A 21,307-nucleotide genomic window follows, 5' to 3' on the forward strand; every position below is an offset into this window, starting at 1 on the left:
GACGCACTTTACAATGGGCCGAGTTTTTGTGACGGGAGTCGGGCAATGTTTTCTCAGGACGATGAAGGCCAGCAGGGCCTGGTGTTGGCGGTCGTTCTTGGCCTGATTGTTTTTGTCATGACGCTGGTCATAGGCATCAGCCTGCACCGGTTGCATCGCGCCAAGCCTTCGGGCGCTCCGCCTGTTCCCGCAATCGCGGTCGCCGCGACGGCCCCCGCAACTGTGGCCTCGGCGCCTGCCGCTGCTGCCTCCGCCATCCTTCCCGACGTCGCCCAGGCCATCCAGGCTTCCCAAGCCTCGCAAGCCGCGGCCGATGCCGCCAGCGTCAAGGTCGAGCAGAGCGTGGTGCGCTTTTATTTTGCCTCCGGCAATGCCGACTTGGCCGCCGGCGCGGTAGATGCGATGGCCGACCTGGTCAAGGCCGCCAAAGCGGGCGGCCGTACGCTGGTGATCTCGGGCTTTCATGACGCGACGGGCGACGCCGCCAAAAATGCGGCCCTGGCAAAACAGCGGGCCGTGGCGGTGCGCGATGCGCTCAAGGCCGCGGGTGTTCCCGAACGGCAGATCGAACTGAAGAAGCCCGAGCAACTGACCGGGAGCAGCGATGCCGAGGCGCGCCGCGTCGAAATCTCGCTGCAGTAAAAGCCAGGCGCCCGGCGGCGTAGTGCATCGCTGACAAGGGCAAGGGCAGGGAACCGACGTTGGGCCGGCGGCCCTGGCGGCAGACTGTGTTTGGTAACCGTACCGTAACCACATTGGCCTCAAAGGGGGCGGTAACCCGTTACCATAGAGTCAGTAATAAAGTTACATTGCCCCTCCGGCAGCCCCCGCCACCCAGACCTAAAGCTCCACCATGGCACTTCATCCCAAAGTCTCAGACATCACGGCCCGCATCGCGGCGCGCAGCCGTCCCACGCGCGAGGCCTATCTCGCGCAATTGCACGCGGCTTCGACACGCGACCCCGGCATGGACCGCATGGGCTGCGCCAACATCGCGCATGCGGTGGCCGGCATCCCGCTGGACGACCGCTTCAAGGTCGTGACGCAGCGCGCGCCCAACATCGCCGTCGTCACCGCCTACAACGACATGCTGTCGGCGCACGTGCCGCTGCAGGGCTACCCGGCGCTGATCAAGGACGAGGCGCGCAAGCAGGGCGCAACGGCCCAGGTGGCCGGCGGCGTGCCGGCCATGTGCGACGGCGTGACCCAGGGCACCAGCGGCATGGAGCTCAGCCTGTTCAGCCGCGACGTGATCGCCATGGCCACCGCCGTGGCGCTGTCCCATGACATGTTCGACGCGGCGCTGATGCTGGGCGTGTGCGACAAGATCGTGCCCGGCCTGCTGATAGGCGCGCTGCAGTTCGGCCATCTGCCCACCGTGTTTGTACCGGCGGGGCCCATGCCCTCGGGGCTGTCCAACAAGGAAAAAGCCCACGTGCGTGAGCAGGCCGCGCAAGGCCTGGTGGGGCGCGAAGGCTTGCTCGACGCCGAACTCAAGAGCTACCACAGTCCCGGCACCTGCACCTTCTACGGCACGGCCAACAGCAACCAGCTGCTGCTCGAGGCCATGGGCCTGCATGTGCCCGGCACCGCCTTTGTGAACCCCGGCAATGCCCTGCGCGAGGAACTCACGCGCGAATCGGCGCGCACCGTGCTGGGCATCGTCAAGGCGAAACGTTTCGCGCCCATTGGTCTGGTCGTTGATGAGAAAGCCATCGTGAATGCGATGGTCGCCTTGCTGGCCACTGGTGGCTCCACCAACCATTTGATCCATTGGGTGGCCGTGGCGCATTCGGCCGGCATCGTGATCGACTGGAATGATTTTTCCGATCTCTCGGACGTCGTGCCCACGCTGGCCCACGTCTACCCCAACGGCAGCGCTGATGTGAACCAGTTCCAGGCAGCCGGCGGCCCCGGGCTCATCATCCGTGAACTGCTGGACGCGGGCTTCATGCATGAAGACGTGCTCACGGTGCGCGAAGGCGGCATACGCGAGTACACACGCGAGCCGGCGATGGCCGGTGCCGCACTCGCCTGGCACGAACTGGGTGCGTCCAAGGATGAGTCCATCGTTCGTCCAGTCGCCAAACCTTTCAGCCCCACCGGCGGGCTCAAGCTGCTGCAGGGCAACCTGGGCCGCAGCGTGATCAAGGTTTCCGCCGTGCCCGACGACCGGCATGTCATCGAAGCGCCGGCCCGTGTGTTTGATTCGCAGGAAGCCCTGCACCTGGCCTTTAACGCCGGCGAACTCGATCGCGACGTGGTCTGCGTGGTGCGCTGGCAGGGCCCGCAGGCCAACGGCATGCCCGAGCTGCACAAACTCACGCCGCCGCTGGCGGTGCTGCAGGGCAAGGGCTTCAAGGTCGCGCTGGTCACCGACGGCCGCATGAGCGGCGCCTCCGGCAAGGTGCCGGCCGCCATCCATGTGTCGCCCGAAGCGGCCGCCGGCGGCCCGCTGGCCAGGGTCCGCGACGGCGACCTGGTGCGCGTGGACGCCGTCACCGGCGAACTCAATGTTTTGGTGGCCGAGGCGGAATGGGCCGCTCGGCCTGTCGAAACCATGCCCACCGGCTTGCGCGCAAGCAATGCCGTCGGCATGGGCCGTGAACTGTTTACCGGCATGCGCCGCCACGCGCTGACGGCTGAAGAAGGAGCTTTATCGTGGATGTGACCATCAATCTCAGCGGCAAGCTGACCGCCCTGCAGGTGATGCAGGATGCGCCGGTAATTCCCGTCATCGTGCTCAGCGACGCCAAGCAGGCCGTGCTGCTGGCGCGCGCGCTGGTGGCCGGCGGCATCCGCATGCTCGAGGTCACGCTGCGCACGCCGCAGGCGCTGGCCTGCATCGAAGCCATCGCGCGCGACGTGCCCGAGGCCGTGGTGGGCGCGGGGACAGTGCGCAGCGCCGCCGACGCCCAGGCCTGCGCCATGGCCGGCGCGCGTTTCGCCGTGAGCCCGGGCTACACCCATGCCGTGGGCCAGGCCTGCCGCGATGCCGGCCTGCCGCTGTTGCCCGGCGTCGCCACCGGGAGCGAAATCATGATGGCCCAGGAAGACGGCCTGACCGAACTGAAATTTTTCCCCGCCATGCAGGCCGGCGGCCCGGCCATGCTCAAGGCCTGGAGCGGTCCCTTCGGAGATGTGCGCTTTTGCCCCACGGGCGGCGTCTCCACGGCCAACGCCGCGGAATTTTTAAGCCTGCCGAATGTGATTTGCGTGGGCGGCTCCTGGCTCACGCCATCCGATGTGCTGGCGCGCGGTGACTGGACGCAGGTGACGGCGCTGGCGCAGCAGGCCTGCCGGCTGCAGCGCGACGCCTAGCGCTTAACGCAGGCCCGCGCCTGCAGCGTTCTCGGCGCGCTGTATCAACTCGATCTTGTAGCCGTCCGGGTCCGTCACAAAAGCGATCACGGTGGTGCCGCCCTTGACCGGGCCGGCCTCACGCGTGACATTGCCGCCCGCGGCCTTGATCTTTTCGCAAGCCGCGTACGCATCCGGTACACCCAGTGCGATGTGGCCAAAGGCCGTGCCCATGTCGTAGCTTTCGGTGCCCCAGTTGTAGGTCAGCTCGATCTCGGCATGCTCGGGGTTGTTGCCGTAGCCGACAAAGGCCAGGCTGTATTTGTACTCGGGGTTCTCCGAGGTGCGCAGCAGTTTCATGCCCAGCACCTGGGTGTAGAAGTCGATGGAGCGCTGGAGATTGCCAACGCGCAGCATGGTGTGTAGGAGTCGCATCGGGCGATTATCCTGCGCTGCGCGCGAACGTGCACGGGCCGCTTCCCATGGCCCTGGGCTACGTGCCGTTTAGGTCCGCCGCCTTTCGAGCAGCTCGAAGACCGCCATGCCGGCCAGCATGGCAAGCACAAACACGGCGGCTTTGGGTTCACCCATGCCAAGCGCCACCAGCCCCGGGCCGGGGCAGAAACCGGCAAGCCCCCATCCCACGCCGAAAAGAACGCTACCGGCCAGCAGCCTGCGATCCACAGGGCCTGCGGCCGGCAGTTTCATATCGGCGCCCAACAGGGAACAGCGCCTTTTTTTAGCCAGCAGGAAAGCGAAGAAGCCCACGGCAATGGCGCCGGCCATGACAAAGGCCAGCGACGGATCCCATGGGCCGGCAAGGTCCAGGAAGCCGAGAACCTTGGCGGGATTGGCCATGCCCGAGACGATCAGGCCCAGGCCGAACACCAGGCCGGCCAGCAGGGAGGACAGTATCAACATGGTCCTTCTCCTAAAGCTTGAACAGGTGGCGCGCCAGGAACACTACGGCAAAACCGGCCCCCATGAAGGTCGCCGTGGCCACCAGCGAACGCGGCGACAGCCTTGAAAGCCCGCACACACCATGGCCGCTGGTACAGCCCGCGCCATAGCGCGTGCCGACACCTACCAGCAAACCGGCGGCGACCAGCATGCCGTGAGCGGCGTCCACCTGCACGCGAGGCAAGGCCGAGAACATGCCATAGGCCAGCGGCGCACCCATCAGGCCGGCGATAAAGGCCACGCGCCAACCTATGTCGCCGCGCATCGGTCTGAGCAGTCCGCCCAGAATCCCGCTGATGCCGGCGATGCGCCCGTTGAGCAGCACGAACATCGCGGCGGCCAGGCCTATGAGCAGGCCGCCCGCCAGTGCGGGCCAGGGTGTGAAGGCGCTCCAGTCCAGGGTCATCGTTGGCCTCCTTCGGGGCAGTACAGGCGGTAGAGCAGCGCCAGGATTTCCAGCGTCCCGGGTTCGGCCACGCGGTAATAAATGTTCTTGCCGTCCCGGCGCGGGGTGATCACGCCTTCATTGCGCAGCACACCGAGCTGCTGCGAGAGCGTGGGTTGGCGTATGCCCAGGTCCTGCTCAAGCTCGCTCACGCAGCGCTCGCCCTGCGAGAGCTGGCAGAGCAGCAGCAGGCGGTCTTCATTGGCCAGTGCCTTCAGTGCGCCCACGGCTTGCGCGGCAGCCTTGCGAAGTTGCCCGGTGTCTAAAACTGGAGAGGATGAAGTCATGGCTATGCGCTGGGGATTGCTTGATGGGACTGCTTGATATTATATGTAAATATATAATGTAGTGACACACGCCTTGAATGAAGGAACCCGGTCCATGCAAATCCCGCTCGATCCCCAGGCTTTTTTTGATACCGCGACCGGGACTGTCACCTATGTCGTGGCGGATCGCGGCACGAGGCAGGCGGCCATCATCGACCCGGTGCTGGGCTACGACTTCAAATCGGGATGCACCAGCACGGAACTGGCCGACCAAGTGCTGGTCCATGTGGCGCGGCAGGGTCTTCAGGTCGAGTGGATCCTGGAAACCCACGCGCACGCCGACCACCTCTCGGGCGCGCACTACCTGAAGGCGCGGGCCGGCGGCAGGATCGCCATTGGCGAACATATACGCGCCGTGCAAGCCACCTTCAAATCGATTTTTAACCTGGAGCATTCATTCGCGCCAGACGGCAGCCAGTTCGACCACCTGTTCAAGGACGGCGAGACATTCGCGATAGGCGACGTGGAGATGACCGCGCTGCATGTGCCCGGCCACACGCCCGCGGACATGGCCTACCTGGCGGGTGACGCGGTGTTTGTGGGCGATACGCTCTTCATGCCCGACGTGGGGACCGCGCGCGCGGATTTCCCAGGCGGCGACGCTCGCCAGCTCTACCGCTCCATCGGCAAGCTGCTGCGATTGCCGGCGCAGACCCGGGTCTTCGTCTGCCACGACTATCCGCCTGGCGAACGCGCGCCTCAATGGGAAACGACGGTGGACGAGCAGCGCAAGGCCAACATCCATGTGCATGATGGCATCTCCGAAGAGGCCTTTGTCGCCATGCGCGCGGCCAGGGACGCCGTGCTCGAAATGCCCACGCTGATGCTTCCTTCCATCCAGGTCAATATCCGCGCGGGCAGCCTGCCGGCGGCTGAGGACAACGGCGTGAGTTACCTCAAGATTCCAGTCAATGCGTTGGGAGTTGCCTAGTTCCTCATCGATGCGTTGGCGCGCTTTTTTTCGGCTGATACCAGAGCGAGATGGCATCGGTTCGTGCAGAAGCGTCCGGCCCACATCGTCATGGTGGTTTGTTGGGACAAACTCCCCTAGTGGGGATAGCCAGTGGTCCTTGGCTTTTCCTCGCGGGCCCCGTATTGATACAGTAACTCCAATAGCTACTGGCTCGTGGCTCGGATCCAATTCATCAGTCATCGAAAACCGTGAATGCTGCGATTGCAGGATGTTATGTACTTCCAGATTGGAGCGCCAAATTGCTGATCAGTCCTTTATTGTCGGAAATCCCGAACATCCGTCATGGCTTCGGCAACCTGGCCGAGCCATTGCCGCCATTTGCCACTCCGTACTGGGATGACCGTCCTGTCAAGACGCAAGTCCATGGCGTGCGGATCTGCTGCGTCCACGAAAAGAAAAGCGAGGTTGGGGAAGCCGACGGGCTTTTTACGGCAACGGCCAGCTTGCTTCTGACGCTTGCCAACGCGGATTGCTTTCCGGTTTTGCTGGCGCGCTCGGATGGCTCGGCCGTCATGGCAATTCATGTGGGCTGGCGAGGGGCCTTGGGTGGAATCGTGAAGGAGGCCGCAGACCTGATATCAAGGAACGGGGATCACCCCAAAAACTGGGTCGCGGCACTTGGGCCAGGCGCGCGCCCTTGTTGTTATGAAGTGTCTGCGGAATTGATCGAAAGATTTGCCGCCGGATTTCCCTTGCCCAGGCACATAATTGAACCTGCCCATCGGAAACTGGATCTCCCGTCCTTGATAGGGTGGCAATTGCAGGCGTACGGATTCAGCGCGTTCTCGGATGCCAACGCGTGCACCATTTGCAGCACGGTGATGGACGAAAAAGGAAACACGCAGCCAGGCTTTCTCAGCTACAGAAGGGGCTGCGGAAAATCCGTTCAACGGTCCGCGATCATCAGGATTTAGGTGACGGGCATTTAACAGCGCCTACCGCGGCGCGCTGAAGCGCCTCTGCTACACCGGCTTGCGTTGCGAAGTTCGTCAAGTCGGCGGCCTCTTCCTCGCTCTGCAAATAGAGCCGGTGCATGGGAAAGCGTTGAAACAGCGAAAGGTGTCCTTCATAAGACCGAGTGTCGCCACGTGAGGGATAAGCCGACGCCCATTCAAGGAGCCTGGCAAGCCCAGCCTCGGATTGGGCTCTTCCCATATGAGCCTTGCTATCTGATCCTCTAGCCAATAAGCGTTGCCGACAAACCGGCCACTCAATATTGAGCCAGATGAGCGCTTGCGCATCCTCGAGAAAGGACGCGGCCAGCTCACCAAAAACGCCTTCTACAACCCACCCCGGCATGACCCTGCTTTGTGCTGTCAGAGATGCAATTTCCCCGTCGGACCGCCTTTCGTCGAAGCCGCCAGGCAACCAGAATAATTCGTCTAGATGAATGATAGGGACCGACGCAAGTGCGGCAAGCCGTGTGGCAAGCCATGTTTTTCCACTTCCGCTGTTCCCGATGATCACGATTTTCATCAATGCCTTATAGACGAATTCGCCATCGTCTTCGCCGATAGCAGGGAGGATGGCTTGGCTGATTGAAGGGGGCAAGCCTCTATGTCACGAGTGCCCGAAAGACGGCCTCAATACACCGTGCATTGTTGGCAAAGGTGAGTAACGCAAGAGATTCCGCCTCGCTGCACCAAAGAAATGCCTTGTGTTCGTGCGAGAGCTTGGGTCGTACTTCCCCCGGAACTACCGCATAGAAAACTTTTTCCAGCACCTGCGCGGGTTCTGGTCCGTAGGTTTCACGCCATTCCGGCCTGATGGGAAAAACCTGCTCGAAACCGGTATCGTTTGCGGACGTGAGGCGCACGGCAGTCTCTTCATACACTTCGCGAATCGCCGCCGCCTCGTAGGACTCTCCCGGTTCCAGTGCGCCGGAAACGCCTTGCCAGAAGTCCGGCAAGCCGAGTTCCGGCCGCGCGTTACGTTGAAGCAGTAGAACAGACCAGGCGGTTTCGTGCCTGGCAACCAGAAACACCTGGACGGAGAACGGAAGCCTCATCCGGGGCATTGCGCTACGAGGCCAGGATGGCCCAGCGTTCGTGGTCTCGCCAGCGGCCGCCGATCTTCAGGTATCGCGGTGAATACCCTTCTTGTGTAAACCCGCAGGAAGCAACCAGTGCAATAGAAGCCGCGTTCGCCGGCTGGATATTCGCTTCCAGGCGGTGCAGCTTGAGTGACTTGAAGGCCTGCCCCACGGCGGCCCGCAGGCCCTGGCGCATGAGGCCTTGCCGCTCATGCCCCGCGAAAGCGTAATAGCCAAGGTAGCCGCTGCGAAACAGGCCCAGGACGATATTTGTGATGTTGACGACACCCACCAGAGCGTGGGTGTCGCGGCGGCAAATGAGGAAAGCGCTGTTGGTGGGCAAGCCCATGCGTTCGATGTAGGCGCGAAACAGGGCCGGTGTGTCCGGCGCGGTCGTCCATGGGTGATGCAGCTTGCGGCTGGCGCGCGCCGCGGAAAGAAACACGCGCTCGTCGGCGAGGACCGGGCGACGAACATAGATTACGGCGTTCAATGTAGATGCATCCATGGCGGCTCTGAAGGAATGGGCAGGCCGGATTCTAGACCTGCAAGGGCGGATGCCCTGTTGTTCCTGGACGCCGTTGCACGCCTTGCCGATGCTACTTCTGCCCCGGCACCTCAAACACCAGGCAAGTCGTGGTCGCATGCGCATACAGCTTGCCGTCCGGCCCGACGATGCGGCCTTCAGCGGTGGCCAGCTGGCGGCCGCAGTGGATCACGGTGCCTATGGCGCGCAGCGGCCCAGTCTTGTGCGAGGCGGCACGCACGATGTTGATGCTCAGTTCGGCCGTGGTGTAGGCCCGGCCCGCGGGCATCATGGTGTGCACGGCGCAGCCCACGGCGGAATCGAGCAGCGTGGCGTACCAGCCGCCGTGCACCGTGCCCAGCGGGTTGTAGTGCTTGAGCTGCGGCGTGCCCTGGAACACGGCCTTGCCGGGCTCGACCTCGATCAGCGCGAAGTCCAGGGTGTCGGCGATGTGGGGGTAGGGCAGTTTGCCGGCCAGCATGGCGGTCATCACTTCCATGCCGGTTTTGCCGGCCACGTCTTCCGGCCGCGCCAGGCCCGGCCGGCCGCCGCCTTTTTCCATGCGGTCGCGCACCGCGGCGCTCTGTTCCATCCACTGAGTCAATGTGTCTTGTAGGGTCATGGCATTCATAAGTGTTGCATATGCAATAGTTGTAGCTACAATCAAATTATGAACGAGAAAATCCGCCTGTCAACCCAGGCTGAACTCAAGGTGCAGGGCTGCACCAATGTCAAGCTGCGGCAGCTGATGCGCCGCGTCGCGCACCACTACGACCTTGAAATGACCAAGGCGGGCTTGAAGACCACGCAGTACTCGCTGTTGACTTATGTACTCAAGCTGGGCCCCATGCGACCGGGCGAGCTGGCGCGCGGCATGAAGATGAGCGCCTCCACCTTGACGCGCAACCTCAAGCCGTTGATAGACGCCGGCTGGATAGAACTCACCGCGGGCAGTGACGCGCGCAGCCGTACCGTGGTGCTCACCGACGCGGGCCGCGCCAAACGCGAAGAAGCCCGCTCGCGGTGGAGGGTGGCGCAAGAGCAGCTCAACGCGCTGTTGGGCATCGAAAGGGTGCTGGCGCTGCACACGCTGATCAATGAATCCCTGGAACTTTTATCCCCCATCGAATCAGGAGCCGACGATGAATAAACCCCCAACTTCCAGTTCCGCCGCCGCGGCTTCACCCCCCGCCGCGCGCCATATCGCCATGTGGCTGGTGCTGCTGGCGGCCGGCGGCACCTTTGCCCTGACCATGGGCGTGCGCCAGACCATGGGCCTGTTTCTCTCGGCGCTCAATACCTCGACCGCGCTGGGCATAGGCAGTATCAGCCTGGCCTTCGCCTTCGGCCAGCTCTGGTGGGGGCTGACGCAGCCCTTTGCCGGCGCGGTGGCCGACCGCATAGGCACCGGCCGCGTGATTTTTTTCGGTGTGCTGCTGGTGGCCGTGGGCACCATCATCACGCCGCTGATGACCAGCACGGCCGGGCTGATCTTTGCCATCGGCGTGCTGGCCGCGGGAGGCGCCGGCATGGCCGGGCCCTCGGTGCTGATGGCCGCGAGCACACGCCTGGTGGCGCCGGAAAAGCGCGGCCTGGCCACGGGCATCGTCAACGCGGGCGGCTCTTTCGGCCAGTTCGCGATGGCGCCGATTGCCATCGGCCTCACCGCCGCGGTCGGCTGGGCCAGCGCGATGCAGTGGCTGGGCGCGCTGGTGCTGCTGGCTGTGCCGGCGGTGCTGGTGCTCAAGGGCAACTCGAAAGCGCTGGCGGCGCAGGCTGCCGCGGCCTCAGGCACCAAAGCGCTCAGTGCGCGCCGGGCCATCAGCCAGGCGATCGCCACACCCAGCTACCGCTACCTTGCCGCGGGTTTTCTGGTCTGCGGTTTTCACGTGGCGTTCCTGGCCACCCACCTGCCCGGCGTGGTGGCGGCCTGCGGCCTGCCGCCTGAAATCGGCGGCTGGTCGCTCGCGATGATTGGCCTGTTCAATATCGTCGGCAGCCTGTCCATGGGCTGGGCCGTGGGGCGGTGGCGCATGAAGTCCCTGCTGGCCCTGCTGTACGCGACGCGTGGACTGGCCGTGCTCATCTTCCTGCTGGCGCCCAAGACACCGGCCGTGATGCTGATTTTTGCCGCCGTCATGGGCGTGACCTTCCTGTCGACCGTTCCCCCCACGGTGGGCCTGGTCGCGAAGATGTTCGGCACGGCCAACATGGCCATGCTGTTCGGCGTGGTCATGCTGTCGCACCAGGTGGGCGGCTTCCTGGGCGCTTTCCTGGGCGGCTATGTGTTCCAGGCCACGGGCAGCTACGACTGGGTCTGGTACATCGATATCGTGCTGGCTGTTGGCGCCGCGCTGGTGAACCTGCCGATACGCGAGGCCTTGCTGCCGAGGCAGATGGCCGCCAAGGCCGCAGCGTGAATCGGCGATCTCGCATCAAGGACAGCCCATGAATACCATGACGCAAACGCCCGGCGCGGCCACGCTGCACTACCTCGATGACCTGAGGGTGGGCGACCGTTTTGTGAGCGGTGAGTACGCGCTGGACGAGGCGCAAATCACCTCGTTCGCAGCACAGTTTGATCCCCAGCCTTTTCATCTGGACCACGAAGCCGCCAAAGCCACTCTCTTTGGCGGCCTGGCCGCCAGCGGCTGGCACACGGCGGCCGTCACCATGCGATTGCTGGTGGGCGGCGGCCTGCCGCTGGCCGGCGGCATCATAGGCGCCGGTGGTGAAATCAGCTGGCCCAAACCGACACGCCCCGGCGACGTGCTGCATGTGGAAACCGAGGTGGTCAGCGTGACCCCCTCGGCGTCGCGGCCCGACCGGGGCCGGGTGGTGGTGCGCAGCCGGACACTCAACCAGCACGGCGACGTGCTGCAGCAGTCGACCTACAAGCTGGTGGTGCCGCGTAAAGCTGTCTGAGCCTGGGCTTGTGCCCGGTGGCCGCTGTGCCAGAATCCACGCAAGAGGCCAACTTGGGATTCACAGATGCTTATCAATTGCGTGGTTTACCAGAACGGCACCAAACTCGCCGACATCCCGGTCAGCGAGATCAGCGACTACATCTGCCGGCCCGATGCTTTTGTCTGGGTGGCGCTGCAAGACGCCACGCCGGAAGAACTCGAGGAAATGCAGCACGAGTTCGGCCTGCATGAACTCGCGGTCGAAGACGCCCGGCACGGCCACCAGCGGCCCAAGATCGAGGAATACGGCGCTTCGCTGTTTTCGGTGCTGCACCTGGTAGAGCCTTCCACCGACAAGCCGGGTGAGCTTCATGTCGGCGAGGTCGACGTGTTCACCGGCAAGAACTATGTGCTCTCGGTGCGCAACCGCAGCAACAAAGGCTTCCTGGGCGTGCGCGAACGCTGCGAGCGCGAGCCCGAGCTGCTGCGCCACGGCTCGGGTTTTGTGCTGTACGCCTTGATGGATGCCGTGGTGGACCGCTACTTTCCCGTTCTTGACGAACTCGAAACCGAACTTGAACTGATTGAGAAGGAAATCTTCACGCCCGGCGCCGCGCGCAAGAACATTGAACGGCTCTACGAACTCAAGGGCAGCGTGATGGTGCTCAAGCATGCGGTCGCGCCGCTGCTCGAAGGCGCCAGCAAGCTTTACGGCGGCCGCGTGCCGCAGATCTGCGCCGGCGTGCAGGATTATTTCCGCGACGTCGTCGATCATTTGACGCGCATCAATGCGCTGATCGAGAACATGCGCGACACGATTGGCACGGCCATCCAGGTGAACCTGGCGATGGTGACCATCGAGGAAAGCGAAGTGACCAAGAAGCTCGCGGCCTGGGCCAGTATTTTTGCGGTCTGCACGGCGTTTGCCGGTATCTGGGGCATGAACTTTGAGGCCATGCCCGAACTTAAATGGCGCTACGGCTACCTCATGGCGATCAGCATGATTGTGGTGGCGTGCTCGTTGCTGTACTGGCGCTTCAGGCGCGCGCGCTGGCTATAACTTACGGCAGCTTGGGCGGGGTGAAGGCCTTGCGCGCGGCCAATGCTGCTTTGCGGCTCGCGCAACCTTCGATGTGGTCGTTGACCAGGCCCATGGCCTGCATGAAGGCATACATCGTGGTCGGTCCCACAAAAGTCCAGCCGCGTTTTTTCAGGTCTTTGGACAGCGCGATGGATGCCGGCGAAGTCGGCATAGCCTTGACGGCCTCGTGCGTGATGCGCGCTGGCCGGCTTTTGGCCTCGGGCTCCAGCCGCCAGACAAAAGCGCCCAGCGAGCCGAACTCTTTGCGCAGCTCAATCACACGCTGTGCGTTGTTGATCGTCGAGGCGATCTTGCCCGCGTGGCGAACGATGCCGGCGTCGTTGACGAGTCGCTTGATGTCGCGCGCGTCGAAGCGCGCCACCTGCTCGGCGTCGAAGTTGGCGAAGGCGCTGCGAAAGGATTCGCGCTTGTTCAAAATCGTCAACCAGCTCAGGCCGGCCTGGAAACCTTCGAGGCAGATCTTCTCGAACAGCCGGCGTTCGTCGTCGACCGGGAAGCCCCATTCGCTGTCGTGGTAGTTGCGGTAAACCGGCGTGGCCTGGCACCAGGCGCAACGCGTGGTACGGCTGTCGTCGGTAAAAAGGCCCGCGGCAGGCGATGCGGCTGTTGCGGGGGGCTTGGGTGGGGTGGCGGAAGGCATGGGCGATTTTAGGCAGATGCGGGCGGCCGGCGTTATCATGAAACCGAATCCCCCGCAGCCCCTCAGCCCCGCAACTTCGGAACACGCACCATGTCCCTCCAGCTCTGGCTCGCTTTTGTCGCCGCAACCGCCGTCCTGCTGATCATTCCCGGCCCGACCATCCTCACCGTCATCAGCTATTCGATGGCGCATGGCAGGCGCGCGAATATTCCACTGGTTACCGCCGTGGCGCTGGGCGACTCGACGGCGCTGGTCGTGTCGCTGTTCGGCCTGGGCGCGCTGCTGGCGGCGTCGGCCTTCTGGTTCACGGTGGTCAAGTGGGCCGGCGGCCTGTACCTGCTCTATCTGGGCATCAAGCTCTTGCGTGCCGGCATTTCACCCATGCAGGCCGCGGCGCCCGAAGCCCCGGGCTCCTTGTGGAAGCTGTTCGGCAACACTTATCTGGTCACCGCGCTCAACCCCAAAGGGATTGTGTTTTTTGTGGCCTTCCTGCCGCAGTTCATCAACCCGGCTGCCGACGTCACTCGCCAGCTGTGGGTGCTTGCTACGACCTTTGTGGTGATGGCCAGTTTGAACGCCACGCTTTATGCGGTGTTTGCCGCCTCGGCCCGCAGCTTGCTGGCTTCGCCGCGTGCGCAGCGGCGGTTTAATTTTGCGGGTGGGGCGTTGTTGTCTATGGCTGGGGTTTGGGCTTTGTTGGCTCGGCGGCCGGCCTGACGCCGGGTCTTGCTCCGGCTTGCGCGCTCGCTGCTGAGATTTGCTGGCCGGGGTTGCCCGGCGGCAAGTAACTTTCTTTTGCTTCGCCAAAAGAAAGTCACCAAAGAAAAGGCGACCCGCAGTCTGGGTCCCCTACGCTGCGCTACGGGGCAACCTGCGGTGCTCGAGCCAAGCGGGGTCCGGCTAAACTCGCCTTCGGCTCAGACAACGCCGGCCCTGATCCGCTTGTCTCTGCGCTCCTCGGCCCAGCCAGGACGGGGCAAGCGGGAGCGGAAGCGGGAACAGAAGACAGAAATACAAAGAACCAATCAAGACAAACAAGGACTCGCCAAGGCGAGTCCTTGTTTCTCAGGTATTGGTATTCCTTCCCCACCCCTTGTGGATGCGCCGAGGAGCGGAGGTCCAGACGGATCAGGGATCGCGTTGTTTGAGCGAAGCGAGTTTAGCGAGACCCCGTCTGGACTGAGCACCGCAGGTCGCCCGTAGCGCAGCGGAGGGACGCAGCAACCAGGGTCGCCTTTTCTTTTGCTTACTTTTCTTTTGGCGAAGCAAAAGAAAAGTGAGTAGCTGCCGGGCTACCCCCGGCCCCGGAACCAAACCCAACATCAGCGTATGAAATAAACAAAGGCTTAGCCCGCGGGCTCTTCCGGAGGGCCGCCAAGCGCCCGCTGCATCACCACCGCCCCCTGACTCATCATCGCGTCAATGTATTCCTCCAAAGCATCGGGAAGCACATCGGTAATCCAGACAAAACGCGTGCGCTTGTCCCCCTCGGCAAACAGCTGCGCCGAGGCCATGTGATGGCTGGCCTTGCCGCCGACCACGGTATAGCTGAGGCGATGCGCCGCTTCATGGATGCCGACCAGCACTTCGTGCGCGACCGCGCCGTTGGCAAAGGTCACGGTGCGGCCGCCTTCGCCGGGCTTGCAGTCGACCACAAAGCCCGGCGCCAGGCGCCGGTGCACCGCATTGAAATCGCGCAGCGCATCCCAGACGCTGTCTATGCTCGCGTCGACGGTGAATTCCTTGTAGATCGTGGCCATGGTGCCTCCAGTCTGGCGGCGCCGGGGTGGCGCCTTGCCACTACAGGCTAGCAGTCAAAGCGGCCAAAGTCAGCCCGATTAAACCGGGACTGTGTAATTGAGTGTCATGCGCCCGCCATCCACCACCACAATCTCGCCGGTGATGTAGCTGGCCGCATCGCTGGCCAGGTAGGCCACGGTGTCGGCAATTTCCGAAGGCTCGCCGAGCCGTTTCATGGGCGTGCGACTCATGATTTTGGCTTTGGCTTCGTCACTGGTGAGCACGGCCTTGGCGGCCAGTTCGGTCGCGATGGTGCCGGGCGCCACCGCGTTGACGCGCACGCCCTGGCCGGCCAGCGACAGCGCCATCACGCGCGTGAGCTGGTTGATGCCGCCCTTGCTGACGTTGTAGCTGGCGATTGTGGGAATGGCGAGCACGCCGTTGACCGAGCTCATGTTGACGATGCTGCCCTTGCCGGCGGCCGCCATGACGCGCGCCACGGCCTGGCCCACCAGGAAGGAACCTTTGAGATTGATGCGCAGCACGGCGTCGAAGTCGGCTTCGGTCACGTCGAGGAACTCGGCGGCCCTGAAGATGCCGGCGTTGTTGACCAGCACGTCGATGCGGCCGTGCCCGGCCACGGTTTGCGCGACCAGCGCGTCGACCTGGGCCTTGTCACCCACGTCGCAGTGCACATACAGGCCGCCCAGTTCCTTGGCCAATGCCGCGCCGGGCGCGTCGGCGACGTCGGCGATCACCACGATGGCCTGCTCGCGCGCGAAGCGGCGCGCGCAGGCCTCACCTATGCCTTGCGCCCCGCCGGTGACGATGCAGACGCGGCCGGCCAGGCCGAAGGAGATAGTGGGCGCTGGCGCCGGGAAAGTGTTCATGCCCGCATGGTACCCGTGTAGGCGGCGATGAAGTTCTTCGCGCTGTCGGCCACCTGGGCCGCCGTCATGCCGGGTTTGTACAGCGCCGAGCCTATGCCGAAGCCGTTGGCGCCGGCCGCGAGGTAAGCGCCCATGTTGTCCGGCGTGACGCCGCCCACCGGCATCACTGGAGTCTGCTTCGGCAGCACGGCGCGCAGGGCTTTCACCACCGCCGGCGTGATCATCTCGGCCGGAAAAATCTTGAGACCCGTGGCGCCGGCTTCCAGCGCGCCAAAGGCCTCGCTGGCGGTCATCACGCCGGGCAGGCAGACCATGCCGAGGCGCACGGCCTCGCGCACCACGGCCGGGTTGAAGTTGGGCGAGACGATGAGCTGGCCGCCCGCGGCCTGCACATTGCGTACGTCTTCAGGCGTGAGCACGGTGCCCGCGCCTATCAAGGCCTCGGGGTAGGCGCTTGCCATCGCGGCGATGCTGTCCAGTGGCTGCGGTGAATTGAGGGGAATCTCGATCAGCGTCCAGCCCGTGGAGACCAGTGCCTGGCCGACCGGCAGAGCCTCGGCCGGTGTGAGCCCGCGAAGGATGGCGACCAGGGGGAGTGTCGTGAGTGCTTTGGAAAATTTTGGGTGTGCGTTGTTCATGGTGTTCTATCGATGGGGTGGCGCGCTCAGCCAAGCGTGTCGGCAATGGCGCGCAGGCCGCGCCAGGTGGCGCCCGCGCCTACGCGCTGGACCGGCACGCCGAGCTGGGCCAGCGCCTGTTCGTAGCGGGCCGTGAGCGCCTCCGCGCCCATGACCACCACGGGCTCGCCGCGCGGCAGCGTTTGAGCCTTGAGTTCTTCGCCTATGACCAGGCCCGACAGATAGCTTGGCAGTGCCTCAGTCTTCATCCGGTTGAACAGCGACAGCGTGCGTGTGCTGAAAGCGGTGTTCAGCAGGCCGGGGCCGGCCAGCGCATGGGCCACGCCCTGGTCGAAGGCGGCGGCGTCCAGCGCGGGTTCGTCCTCGGGCAGCATGCGCGCCAGGATGGAGTGGCGGCGCAGCAGCGCATAGAACTCGCCGGTCATCCAGGTGGAGAAATCCGTCACCTTGCGATCGCTCACGGTGGCCCACTTGCTGTGCGTGCCGGGCAGTACCAGGCGGGCATGCTCCAGGCCGAGCAGTTGCAACGCGCCGAAGATTTGCGTTTCCTCGCCGCGCATCACGTCGGGCACGCCGTTTTTGTCGATGCTCAGCCCGGGCACGATAGCGATGCGCCCTGGCTCCACCCATTCGAGCGCGGCGGCAATCGCGCCAAAGCCGGCGGGGCAGGCGCAGTAGGGCGCCTCGCGCCAGCCTTGTTTGCTGCCGGCCATGCCGGAGATCAGGCACAGCGTGCCGGGTGTCATCCAGTCGCCGAAGCAGCTTTCAAAAACATCGGGAAAGCCGCCGGCGTCTACCGTCAGGATGCCGCGCGGGAAGGCGCGTTCTTCGAGTGCGGCGCCATCGGCGTCGAGCAGCGCGCCGCGCAGCGACGAGCTGCCCCAGTCGACCGCGAGCAGGCGGCTCACAGCAAGGCCCTGACCTGTTCGGGCCGCGGCAGCGGCGCCACGGCGCCATAACCCTGCACCGTGAGGGCCGCGGCCGCATTGGCGTAGCGCGTGGCGTCGAACACCGTGTCGCCCTGGGCGATGCGCGCCAGCAGGTTGCCGCAGAAGCAATCGCCCGCGCCGGTGGCGTCCACCAGCTTCACGCGGTGCACCGGCACGCGTTCGCGCCGCGTGCCGTCGCTGACCAGCGCGCCGTCGCCGCCCAGCTTGAGCACCACGGTTTTGGCGCCCAGGGCATGGCCCCAGTCGACCACTTCATCGGGAGCTGTCATGCCGTTGAGGGCGGTGATGTCTTCCAGGCTGGGCAGGAAGATGTCGCACAGCGATACCGCATGGCGTGTGCAGGCCAGCGCGCGGTCCAGCGGCCAGAGCTTGAGCCGAAGGTTGGAATCAAAGGACACCAGCGTGCCGGACTCCTTGGCCAGCTTCATCGCGGCAAAGGCCGTGTCGCAGGCGCTCGCGGAAATCGCCAGCGAGATGCCCGACACGTGCAGGACTTTGGCCTGGCGCACGGCATCGGCCGCGCCGGCCTGTTGCAGCCAGGCCGGCGTCATGCGGCTGGCTGCTGAGCCCGCGCGCAGGTAGCTGAACTCGTGCCCCTTGGGGCCGTGGGTGACGAAGTACAGGCCGGTGCTGGCTTCGCTGTCCTGCTGGACGGCGGCCGTGGAGACGTTCTCGGCGGCCCATAAGGCCATCAGCGACTGGCCGAAGGTGTCGCCGCCCAGGCGGGTCAGGTAGGCGGTGCTGGCGCCGGCGCGCGCGGCGGCGATCACGGCATTGCTGGTGTCGCCGCCAAAGCCCTGCAGATAGTTGGGCTGGCCGGCGGTGGTCTGGTTGAATTCCACCATGGCTTCGCCAAGCGCGACGACATCGAATTTTCTGGCTTGCATTGGGTTTCCTGGCTTCTTGCGGCATCCCGGCGCGGGCTTTTTTCAGGGGAGAAAAACCGGAAAAAGCACGCCGCGCCTCAAAACCCCCAATGGTACCCGCGGGCCGGGTGCCGCCCCGTACCCGCGCTGTACCCTGCTCAGTGGTTGTCGCGCGGCACAAAGGAGCCGCGTTTGCCCACCAGGAAATCCAGGTCCACGCCTTCGTCGGCTTGCAGCACGTGGTCGATGTAAAGCTTCCAGTAGCCCGAGGATAGCGGGGGCTCGGGCGCCTTCCAGCCGGCCATGCGCCTGGCCAGTTCCTCGTCGCTCACATGCAGGTGCAGGCGGCGATTCGGCACGTCGAGTTCGATGATGTCGCCGTTCTGCACCAGGGCCAGCGGGCCGCCGGCGGCGGCTTCGGGCGCGGTGTGCAGCACCACGGTGCCGTAGGCCGTGCCGCTCATGCGCGCATCGCTGATGCGCACCATGTCGGTGATGCCCTTGCGCAGCACCTTGGGCGGCAGCGGCATGTTGCCGACCTCGGCCATGCCGGGGTAGCCCTTGGGCCCGCAGTTCTTCAGCACCATCACGCAGTTCTCGTCGATGTCCAGGTTCTCGTCGTCGATGCGCGCGTGGAAGTCTTCAATGGTTTCAAACACCACGGCACGGCCCTTGTGCACCATGAGGGCCGGCGTGGCGGCGCTGGGTTTGATGACGGCGCCGCGCGGCGAGAGGTTGCCGCGCAGCACGGCGATGCCGGCCTTGTCCTTGAAGGGCGCGGACAGCGGCTTGATCACGTCGGTGTTGTAGTTCTCCGCGTCGGCGATGTTTTCGCCTATGGTTTTGCCGTTGGCGGTAATGGCGCCGGTGTGCAGGTGTTGTGCGATCTCCTTCATCACCACCGGCAGGCCGCCGGCGTAGCAGAAATCTTCCATCAGGTATTTGCCCGAGGGCTGCAGGTTGACCAGGCACGGCAGTTCGCTGGCCAGCCGATCGAAGTCGTCGACGGTGAGCTTCACGCCGATCCGGCCGGCCATCGCAATCAGGTGGATGACGGCATTGGTTGAGCCGCCTATCGCGGCCAGTGTCTTGATGGCGTTCTCGAACGCTTCGCGCGTGAGGATTTTCGACAGCGTGAGGTCTTCGTGCACCATCTCGACGGCGCGGCGGCCGGCCATGCGGGCCAGCACGTTGCGCCTGCCGTCCACTGCGGGGTAGGCGGCGTTGCCGGGCAGGCCAATGCCCAGCGCTTCGACCATGCTGGCCATGGTCGAAGCCGTGCCCATGGTCATGCAGTGGCCGTGGCTACGGTGCATGCAGCTCTCGGCTTCGAAAAAGTCCTGGAGTTTCAAGGTGCCGGCGCGCACCTGCTCGCTCATGCTCCAGACGCCGGTGCCCGAACCGAGCTCCTGGCCGCGCCATTTGCCGCTCAGCATGGGCCCGCCGCTCACGCCCACCGTGGGCAGGTCGACGCTGGCGGCGCCCATCACCAGCGAGGGTGTGGTTTTGTCGCAGCCCATCAGCAGCACCACGCCGTCGATGGGGTTGCCGCGTATGCTTTCTTCAACGTCCATGCTGGCCAGGTTGCGGTACAGCATGGCGGTGGGGCGCAGCAGGGTTTCGCCCAGCGACATCACCGGGAATTCGAGCGGAAAGCCGCCGGCCTCATAGACGCCGATCTTGACCTGCTCGGCGATCGTGCGGAAATGCGAGTTGCAGGGCGTCAGCTCGCTGAAGGTATTGCAGATGCCGATGACCGGCCGGCCGTCGAACTGGTCGTGCGGGACGCCCTTGCCCTTGACCCAGCTGCGGTAGGCAAAGCCGTCGCGGTCCTGGCGGCCGAACCATTGCTGGCTACGGAGTTCGTGGGCGGGTTTTTTCTTGGGTGGTGTGCTCATGCGGGAAAGTCCTTAATTCGTCAAACATATTATCGTCATACCATTGACCTCGCTATCTTAGTGAAAACCATGACCGCAGGAGTCCGCCCTTTGTCCGCCCCGTCCAACCGCCCGCACATCCTCGCCGTCGCCAAGCTTCCGCCCTTCCTGATGGATCCGCTGCAGGCGGCCTATGAAGTCCATGACAGGCTGCATGAGAGCGACCCGGCGGCTTTCGCCAGGGTGGCGCCGCTGATCCGCGCGGTTGCAGGGGGCGGGGAGTCCAAGGTGCCGCGTTCCCTGATGGAACAACTGCCCGCGCTGGAGATGGTTTCCATCATGGGCGTGGGTTACGACGGCGTGGACGTCGCCGCCGCGCTGGAAAAACGCATCCCGGTCACGCACACGCCCGGTGTGCTCAACGACGAGGTGGCGGACCTGGCCATAGGCCTCATGCTGTCGGTGGCGCGCCGCATTCCGCTGGCCGACCGTTATGTGCGCGCCGGCCGCTGGGCCAAAGAGGGGGCCATGCCCCTGGCGCGCAAGGTCTCGGGCGCGCGCCTGGGCATCGTCGGCCTGGGCCGCATAGGCCAGGCCATCGCCAGCCGGGCCGAAGCCTTCGGCATGTCGATTGCCTATACCGGGCGCGGCGCCAAACCGGAACTCGCTTACACCTTTTACCCCACGGCACAGGCGCTGGCCGCGCAGGTGGATTTCCTGATCGTGATCACGCCCGGCGGCGCCGGAACGCGCCACATGATCAATGGCGAAGTGCTCAAAGCCCTGGGTCCCGAGGGTTACCTGATCAACGTGGCGCGCGGTTCGGTGGTCGATGAGGCGGCCCTGGTTGACGCGCTGCAGCAAGGCGTGATCGCCGGCGCGGCGCTCGATGTGTTCGAGAAAGAACCGCACCCCACGGAGGCGCTCTGGTCCATGGACAACGTGGTGCTGACGCCGCACATGGCGAGCGCCACGGTGCAGACACGCCACGCCATGGCGAAGCTGGCCGTCGACAACCTGCGCGCCCATTTTGCCGGGCAAGCCCTCTTTACCCCGGTGCCGGAATGGCATTGAATCAGGGGCGGAATGCTTCGGGTTTTCCATAGAAGACTCGGGGTTTAATCATCATATGATAA

General features: G+C 64.5%; 26 protein-coding genes. 11 read left to right on the forward strand and 15 right to left on the reverse strand.

Annotation, left to right across the window (positions count from 1 at the left end; genetic code table 11):
* Positions 1 to 45 precede the first annotated feature (45 nt).
* The 3 genes from AC1D0O_RS19775 (at position 46) to eda (ending at position 3,321) form a co-directional block, all read left to right on the forward strand.
* Positions 46 to 642 carry an OmpA family protein gene (locus tag AC1D0O_RS19775; protein ID WP_477655192.1) on the forward strand — a complete coding sequence of 199 codons (597 nt, stop codon included), beginning with the start codon at positions 46 to 48 and terminating at the stop codon, positions 640 to 642.
* A gap of 211 nt (positions 643 to 853) precedes the next feature.
* The gene (edd, locus tag AC1D0O_RS19780; protein ID WP_477655193.1) at positions 854 to 2,671 is read left to right on the forward strand and encodes a phosphogluconate dehydratase; all 1,818 of its coding nucleotides are present in this window, start codon (positions 854 to 856) and stop codon (positions 2,669 to 2,671) included.
* Positions 2,662 to 3,321: a bifunctional 4-hydroxy-2-oxoglutarate aldolase/2-dehydro-3-deoxy-phosphogluconate aldolase gene (gene eda / locus AC1D0O_RS19785; protein ID WP_477655194.1), complete on the forward strand. Its 660-nt coding sequence runs from the start codon at positions 2,662 to 2,664 to the stop codon at positions 3,319 to 3,321. The genes edd and eda overlap by 10 nt, the downstream gene beginning before the upstream one ends.
* A gap of 3 nt (positions 3,322 to 3,324) precedes the next feature.
* Here eda and gloA read toward each other — a convergent pair whose 3' ends face one another.
* The 4 genes from gloA to AC1D0O_RS19805 all read right to left on the reverse strand — a co-directional run bounded on the left by gloA (position 3,325) and on the right by AC1D0O_RS19805 (position 4,992).
* Positions 3,325 to 3,735: a lactoylglutathione lyase gene (gene gloA, locus AC1D0O_RS19790; protein WP_477655195.1), complete on the reverse strand. Its 411-nt coding sequence runs from the start codon at positions 3,733 to 3,735 to the stop codon at positions 3,325 to 3,327.
* 69 nt (positions 3,736 to 3,804) lie between these two features.
* Positions 3,805 to 4,221 (reverse strand): DUF6691 family protein, encoded by a 417-nt coding sequence (locus AC1D0O_RS19795; protein WP_477655196.1) that lies wholly within the window; start codon positions 4,219 to 4,221, stop codon positions 3,805 to 3,807.
* Between the two features lie 10 nt (positions 4,222 to 4,231).
* Positions 4,232 to 4,666 carry a YeeE/YedE family protein gene (locus AC1D0O_RS19800; protein ID WP_477655197.1) on the reverse strand — a complete coding sequence of 145 codons (435 nt, stop codon included), beginning with the start codon at positions 4,664 to 4,666 and terminating at the stop codon, positions 4,232 to 4,234.
* Positions 4,663 to 4,992: an ArsR/SmtB family transcription factor gene (locus AC1D0O_RS19805; RefSeq protein ID WP_477655198.1), complete on the reverse strand. Its 330-nt coding sequence runs from the start codon at positions 4,990 to 4,992 to the stop codon at positions 4,663 to 4,665. Before AC1D0O_RS19805 ends, AC1D0O_RS19800 begins: the two co-directional genes overlap by 4 nt.
* Before the next feature lie 94 nt (positions 4,993 to 5,086).
* On the opposite strand from AC1D0O_RS19805, the gene AC1D0O_RS19810 reads away from it, so the two are divergent.
* Positions 5,087 to 5,962, forward strand: coding sequence for an MBL fold metallo-hydrolase (locus AC1D0O_RS19810; RefSeq protein ID WP_477655199.1), 876 nt, complete (start codon positions 5,087 to 5,089; stop codon positions 5,960 to 5,962).
* A 230-nt stretch (positions 5,963 to 6,192) separates the two neighbouring features.
* Positions 6,193 to 6,918, forward strand: a complete 726-nt coding sequence (locus AC1D0O_RS19815) for a purine nucleoside phosphorylase YfiH/LACC1 family protein (protein WP_477655200.1) — start codon at positions 6,193 to 6,195, stop codon at positions 6,916 to 6,918.
* On the opposite strand, the gene AC1D0O_RS19820 is transcribed toward AC1D0O_RS19815, so the two are convergent.
* From AC1D0O_RS19820 to AC1D0O_RS19835, 4 genes are all read right to left on the reverse strand, one after another.
* Positions 6,908 to 7,555: a P-loop NTPase family protein gene (locus AC1D0O_RS19820; protein ID WP_477655201.1), complete on the reverse strand. Its 648-nt coding sequence runs from the start codon at positions 7,553 to 7,555 to the stop codon at positions 6,908 to 6,910. The genes AC1D0O_RS19815 and AC1D0O_RS19820 overlap by 11 nt on opposite strands.
* Before the next feature lie 4 nt (positions 7,556 to 7,559).
* Complete coding sequence (locus AC1D0O_RS19825) at positions 7,560 to 8,012, reverse strand: NUDIX hydrolase (RefSeq protein WP_477655202.1); 453 nt, start codon at positions 8,010 to 8,012, stop codon at positions 7,560 to 7,562.
* A 13-nt stretch (positions 8,013 to 8,025) separates the two neighbouring features.
* Positions 8,026 to 8,529, reverse strand: a complete 504-nt coding sequence (locus AC1D0O_RS19830; protein ID WP_477655203.1) for a GNAT family N-acetyltransferase — start codon at positions 8,527 to 8,529, stop codon at positions 8,026 to 8,028.
* Positions 8,530 to 8,635: 106 nt separating this feature from the next.
* On the reverse strand, positions 8,636 to 9,193 hold the full coding sequence (locus tag AC1D0O_RS19835) for a PaaI family thioesterase (RefSeq protein WP_477655204.1): 558 nt from the start codon (positions 9,191 to 9,193) through the stop codon (positions 8,636 to 8,638).
* 39 nt (positions 9,194 to 9,232) lie between these two features.
* Between AC1D0O_RS19835 and AC1D0O_RS19840 the strand changes: the two genes are divergently transcribed.
* From AC1D0O_RS19840 to AC1D0O_RS19855, 4 genes are all read left to right on the forward strand, one after another.
* A complete protein-coding gene (locus tag AC1D0O_RS19840) occupies positions 9,233 to 9,712 on the forward strand; it encodes a MarR family winged helix-turn-helix transcriptional regulator (RefSeq protein WP_477655205.1) in 480 nt (159 codons plus the stop codon).
* Positions 9,705 to 10,982, forward strand: a complete 1,278-nt coding sequence (locus AC1D0O_RS19845) for an MFS transporter (protein WP_477655206.1) — start codon at positions 9,705 to 9,707, stop codon at positions 10,980 to 10,982. The genes AC1D0O_RS19840 and AC1D0O_RS19845 overlap by 8 nt, the downstream gene beginning before the upstream one ends.
* Positions 10,983 to 11,010: 28 nt before the next feature.
* On the forward strand, positions 11,011 to 11,487 hold the full coding sequence (locus AC1D0O_RS19850) for a MaoC family dehydratase (protein WP_477655207.1): 477 nt from the start codon (positions 11,011 to 11,013) through the stop codon (positions 11,485 to 11,487).
* A gap of 66 nt (positions 11,488 to 11,553) precedes the next feature.
* Positions 11,554 to 12,528, forward strand: coding sequence for a magnesium and cobalt transport protein CorA (locus AC1D0O_RS19855; RefSeq protein WP_477655208.1), 975 nt, complete (start codon positions 11,554 to 11,556; stop codon positions 12,526 to 12,528).
* A 1-nt stretch (position 12,529) separates the two neighbouring features.
* On the opposite strand, the gene AC1D0O_RS19860 is transcribed toward AC1D0O_RS19855, so the two are convergent.
* A complete protein-coding gene (locus AC1D0O_RS19860; protein ID WP_477655209.1) occupies positions 12,530 to 13,210 on the reverse strand; it encodes a DNA-3-methyladenine glycosylase I in 681 nt (226 codons plus the stop codon).
* A 90-nt stretch (positions 13,211 to 13,300) separates the two neighbouring features.
* Here AC1D0O_RS19860 and AC1D0O_RS19865 point away from each other — a divergent pair, with 90 nt between their 5' ends.
* Entirely contained in the window at positions 13,301 to 13,927 is a 627-nt protein-coding gene (locus tag AC1D0O_RS19865; protein WP_477655210.1) for a LysE family translocator, read from the forward strand.
* 629 nt (positions 13,928 to 14,556) lie between these two features.
* Here the strand turns inward: AC1D0O_RS19865 and AC1D0O_RS19870 are convergent.
* The 6 genes from AC1D0O_RS19870 to AC1D0O_RS19895 form a co-directional block, all read right to left on the reverse strand.
* Positions 14,557 to 14,970 carry an SRPBCC family protein gene (locus AC1D0O_RS19870; RefSeq protein ID WP_477655211.1) on the reverse strand — a complete coding sequence of 138 codons (414 nt, stop codon included), beginning with the start codon at positions 14,968 to 14,970 and terminating at the stop codon, positions 14,557 to 14,559.
* A 78-nt stretch (positions 14,971 to 15,048) separates the two neighbouring features.
* Entirely contained in the window at positions 15,049 to 15,840 is a 792-nt protein-coding gene (locus AC1D0O_RS19875; protein ID WP_477655212.1) for an SDR family NAD(P)-dependent oxidoreductase, read from the reverse strand.
* Positions 15,837 to 16,478 (reverse strand): 2-dehydro-3-deoxy-6-phosphogalactonate aldolase, encoded by a 642-nt coding sequence (locus AC1D0O_RS19880; protein WP_477655213.1) that lies wholly within the window; start codon positions 16,476 to 16,478, stop codon positions 15,837 to 15,839. The genes AC1D0O_RS19875 and AC1D0O_RS19880 overlap by 4 nt, the downstream gene beginning before the upstream one ends.
* A 26-nt stretch (positions 16,479 to 16,504) precedes the next feature.
* A complete protein-coding gene (locus tag AC1D0O_RS19885) occupies positions 16,505 to 17,386 on the reverse strand; it encodes a 2-dehydro-3-deoxygalactonokinase (protein WP_477655214.1) in 882 nt (293 codons plus the stop codon).
* Complete coding sequence (locus AC1D0O_RS19890) at positions 17,383 to 18,315, reverse strand: sugar kinase (RefSeq protein ID WP_477655215.1); 933 nt, start codon at positions 18,313 to 18,315, stop codon at positions 17,383 to 17,385. Before AC1D0O_RS19890 ends, AC1D0O_RS19885 begins: the two co-directional genes overlap by 4 nt.
* 137 nt (positions 18,316 to 18,452) lie before the next feature.
* Complete coding sequence (locus AC1D0O_RS19895) at positions 18,453 to 20,192, reverse strand: IlvD/Edd family dehydratase (protein WP_477655216.1); 1,740 nt, start codon at positions 20,190 to 20,192, stop codon at positions 18,453 to 18,455.
* Between the two features lie 90 nt (positions 20,193 to 20,282).
* Between AC1D0O_RS19895 and AC1D0O_RS19900 the strand changes: the two genes are divergently transcribed.
* Complete coding sequence (locus tag AC1D0O_RS19900) at positions 20,283 to 21,245, forward strand: 2-hydroxyacid dehydrogenase (protein ID WP_477655217.1); 963 nt, start codon at positions 20,283 to 20,285, stop codon at positions 21,243 to 21,245.
* Positions 21,246 to 21,307: the final 62 nt, after the last annotated feature.

The organism is Polaromonas sp. P1_F2 (assembly GCF_056405735.1).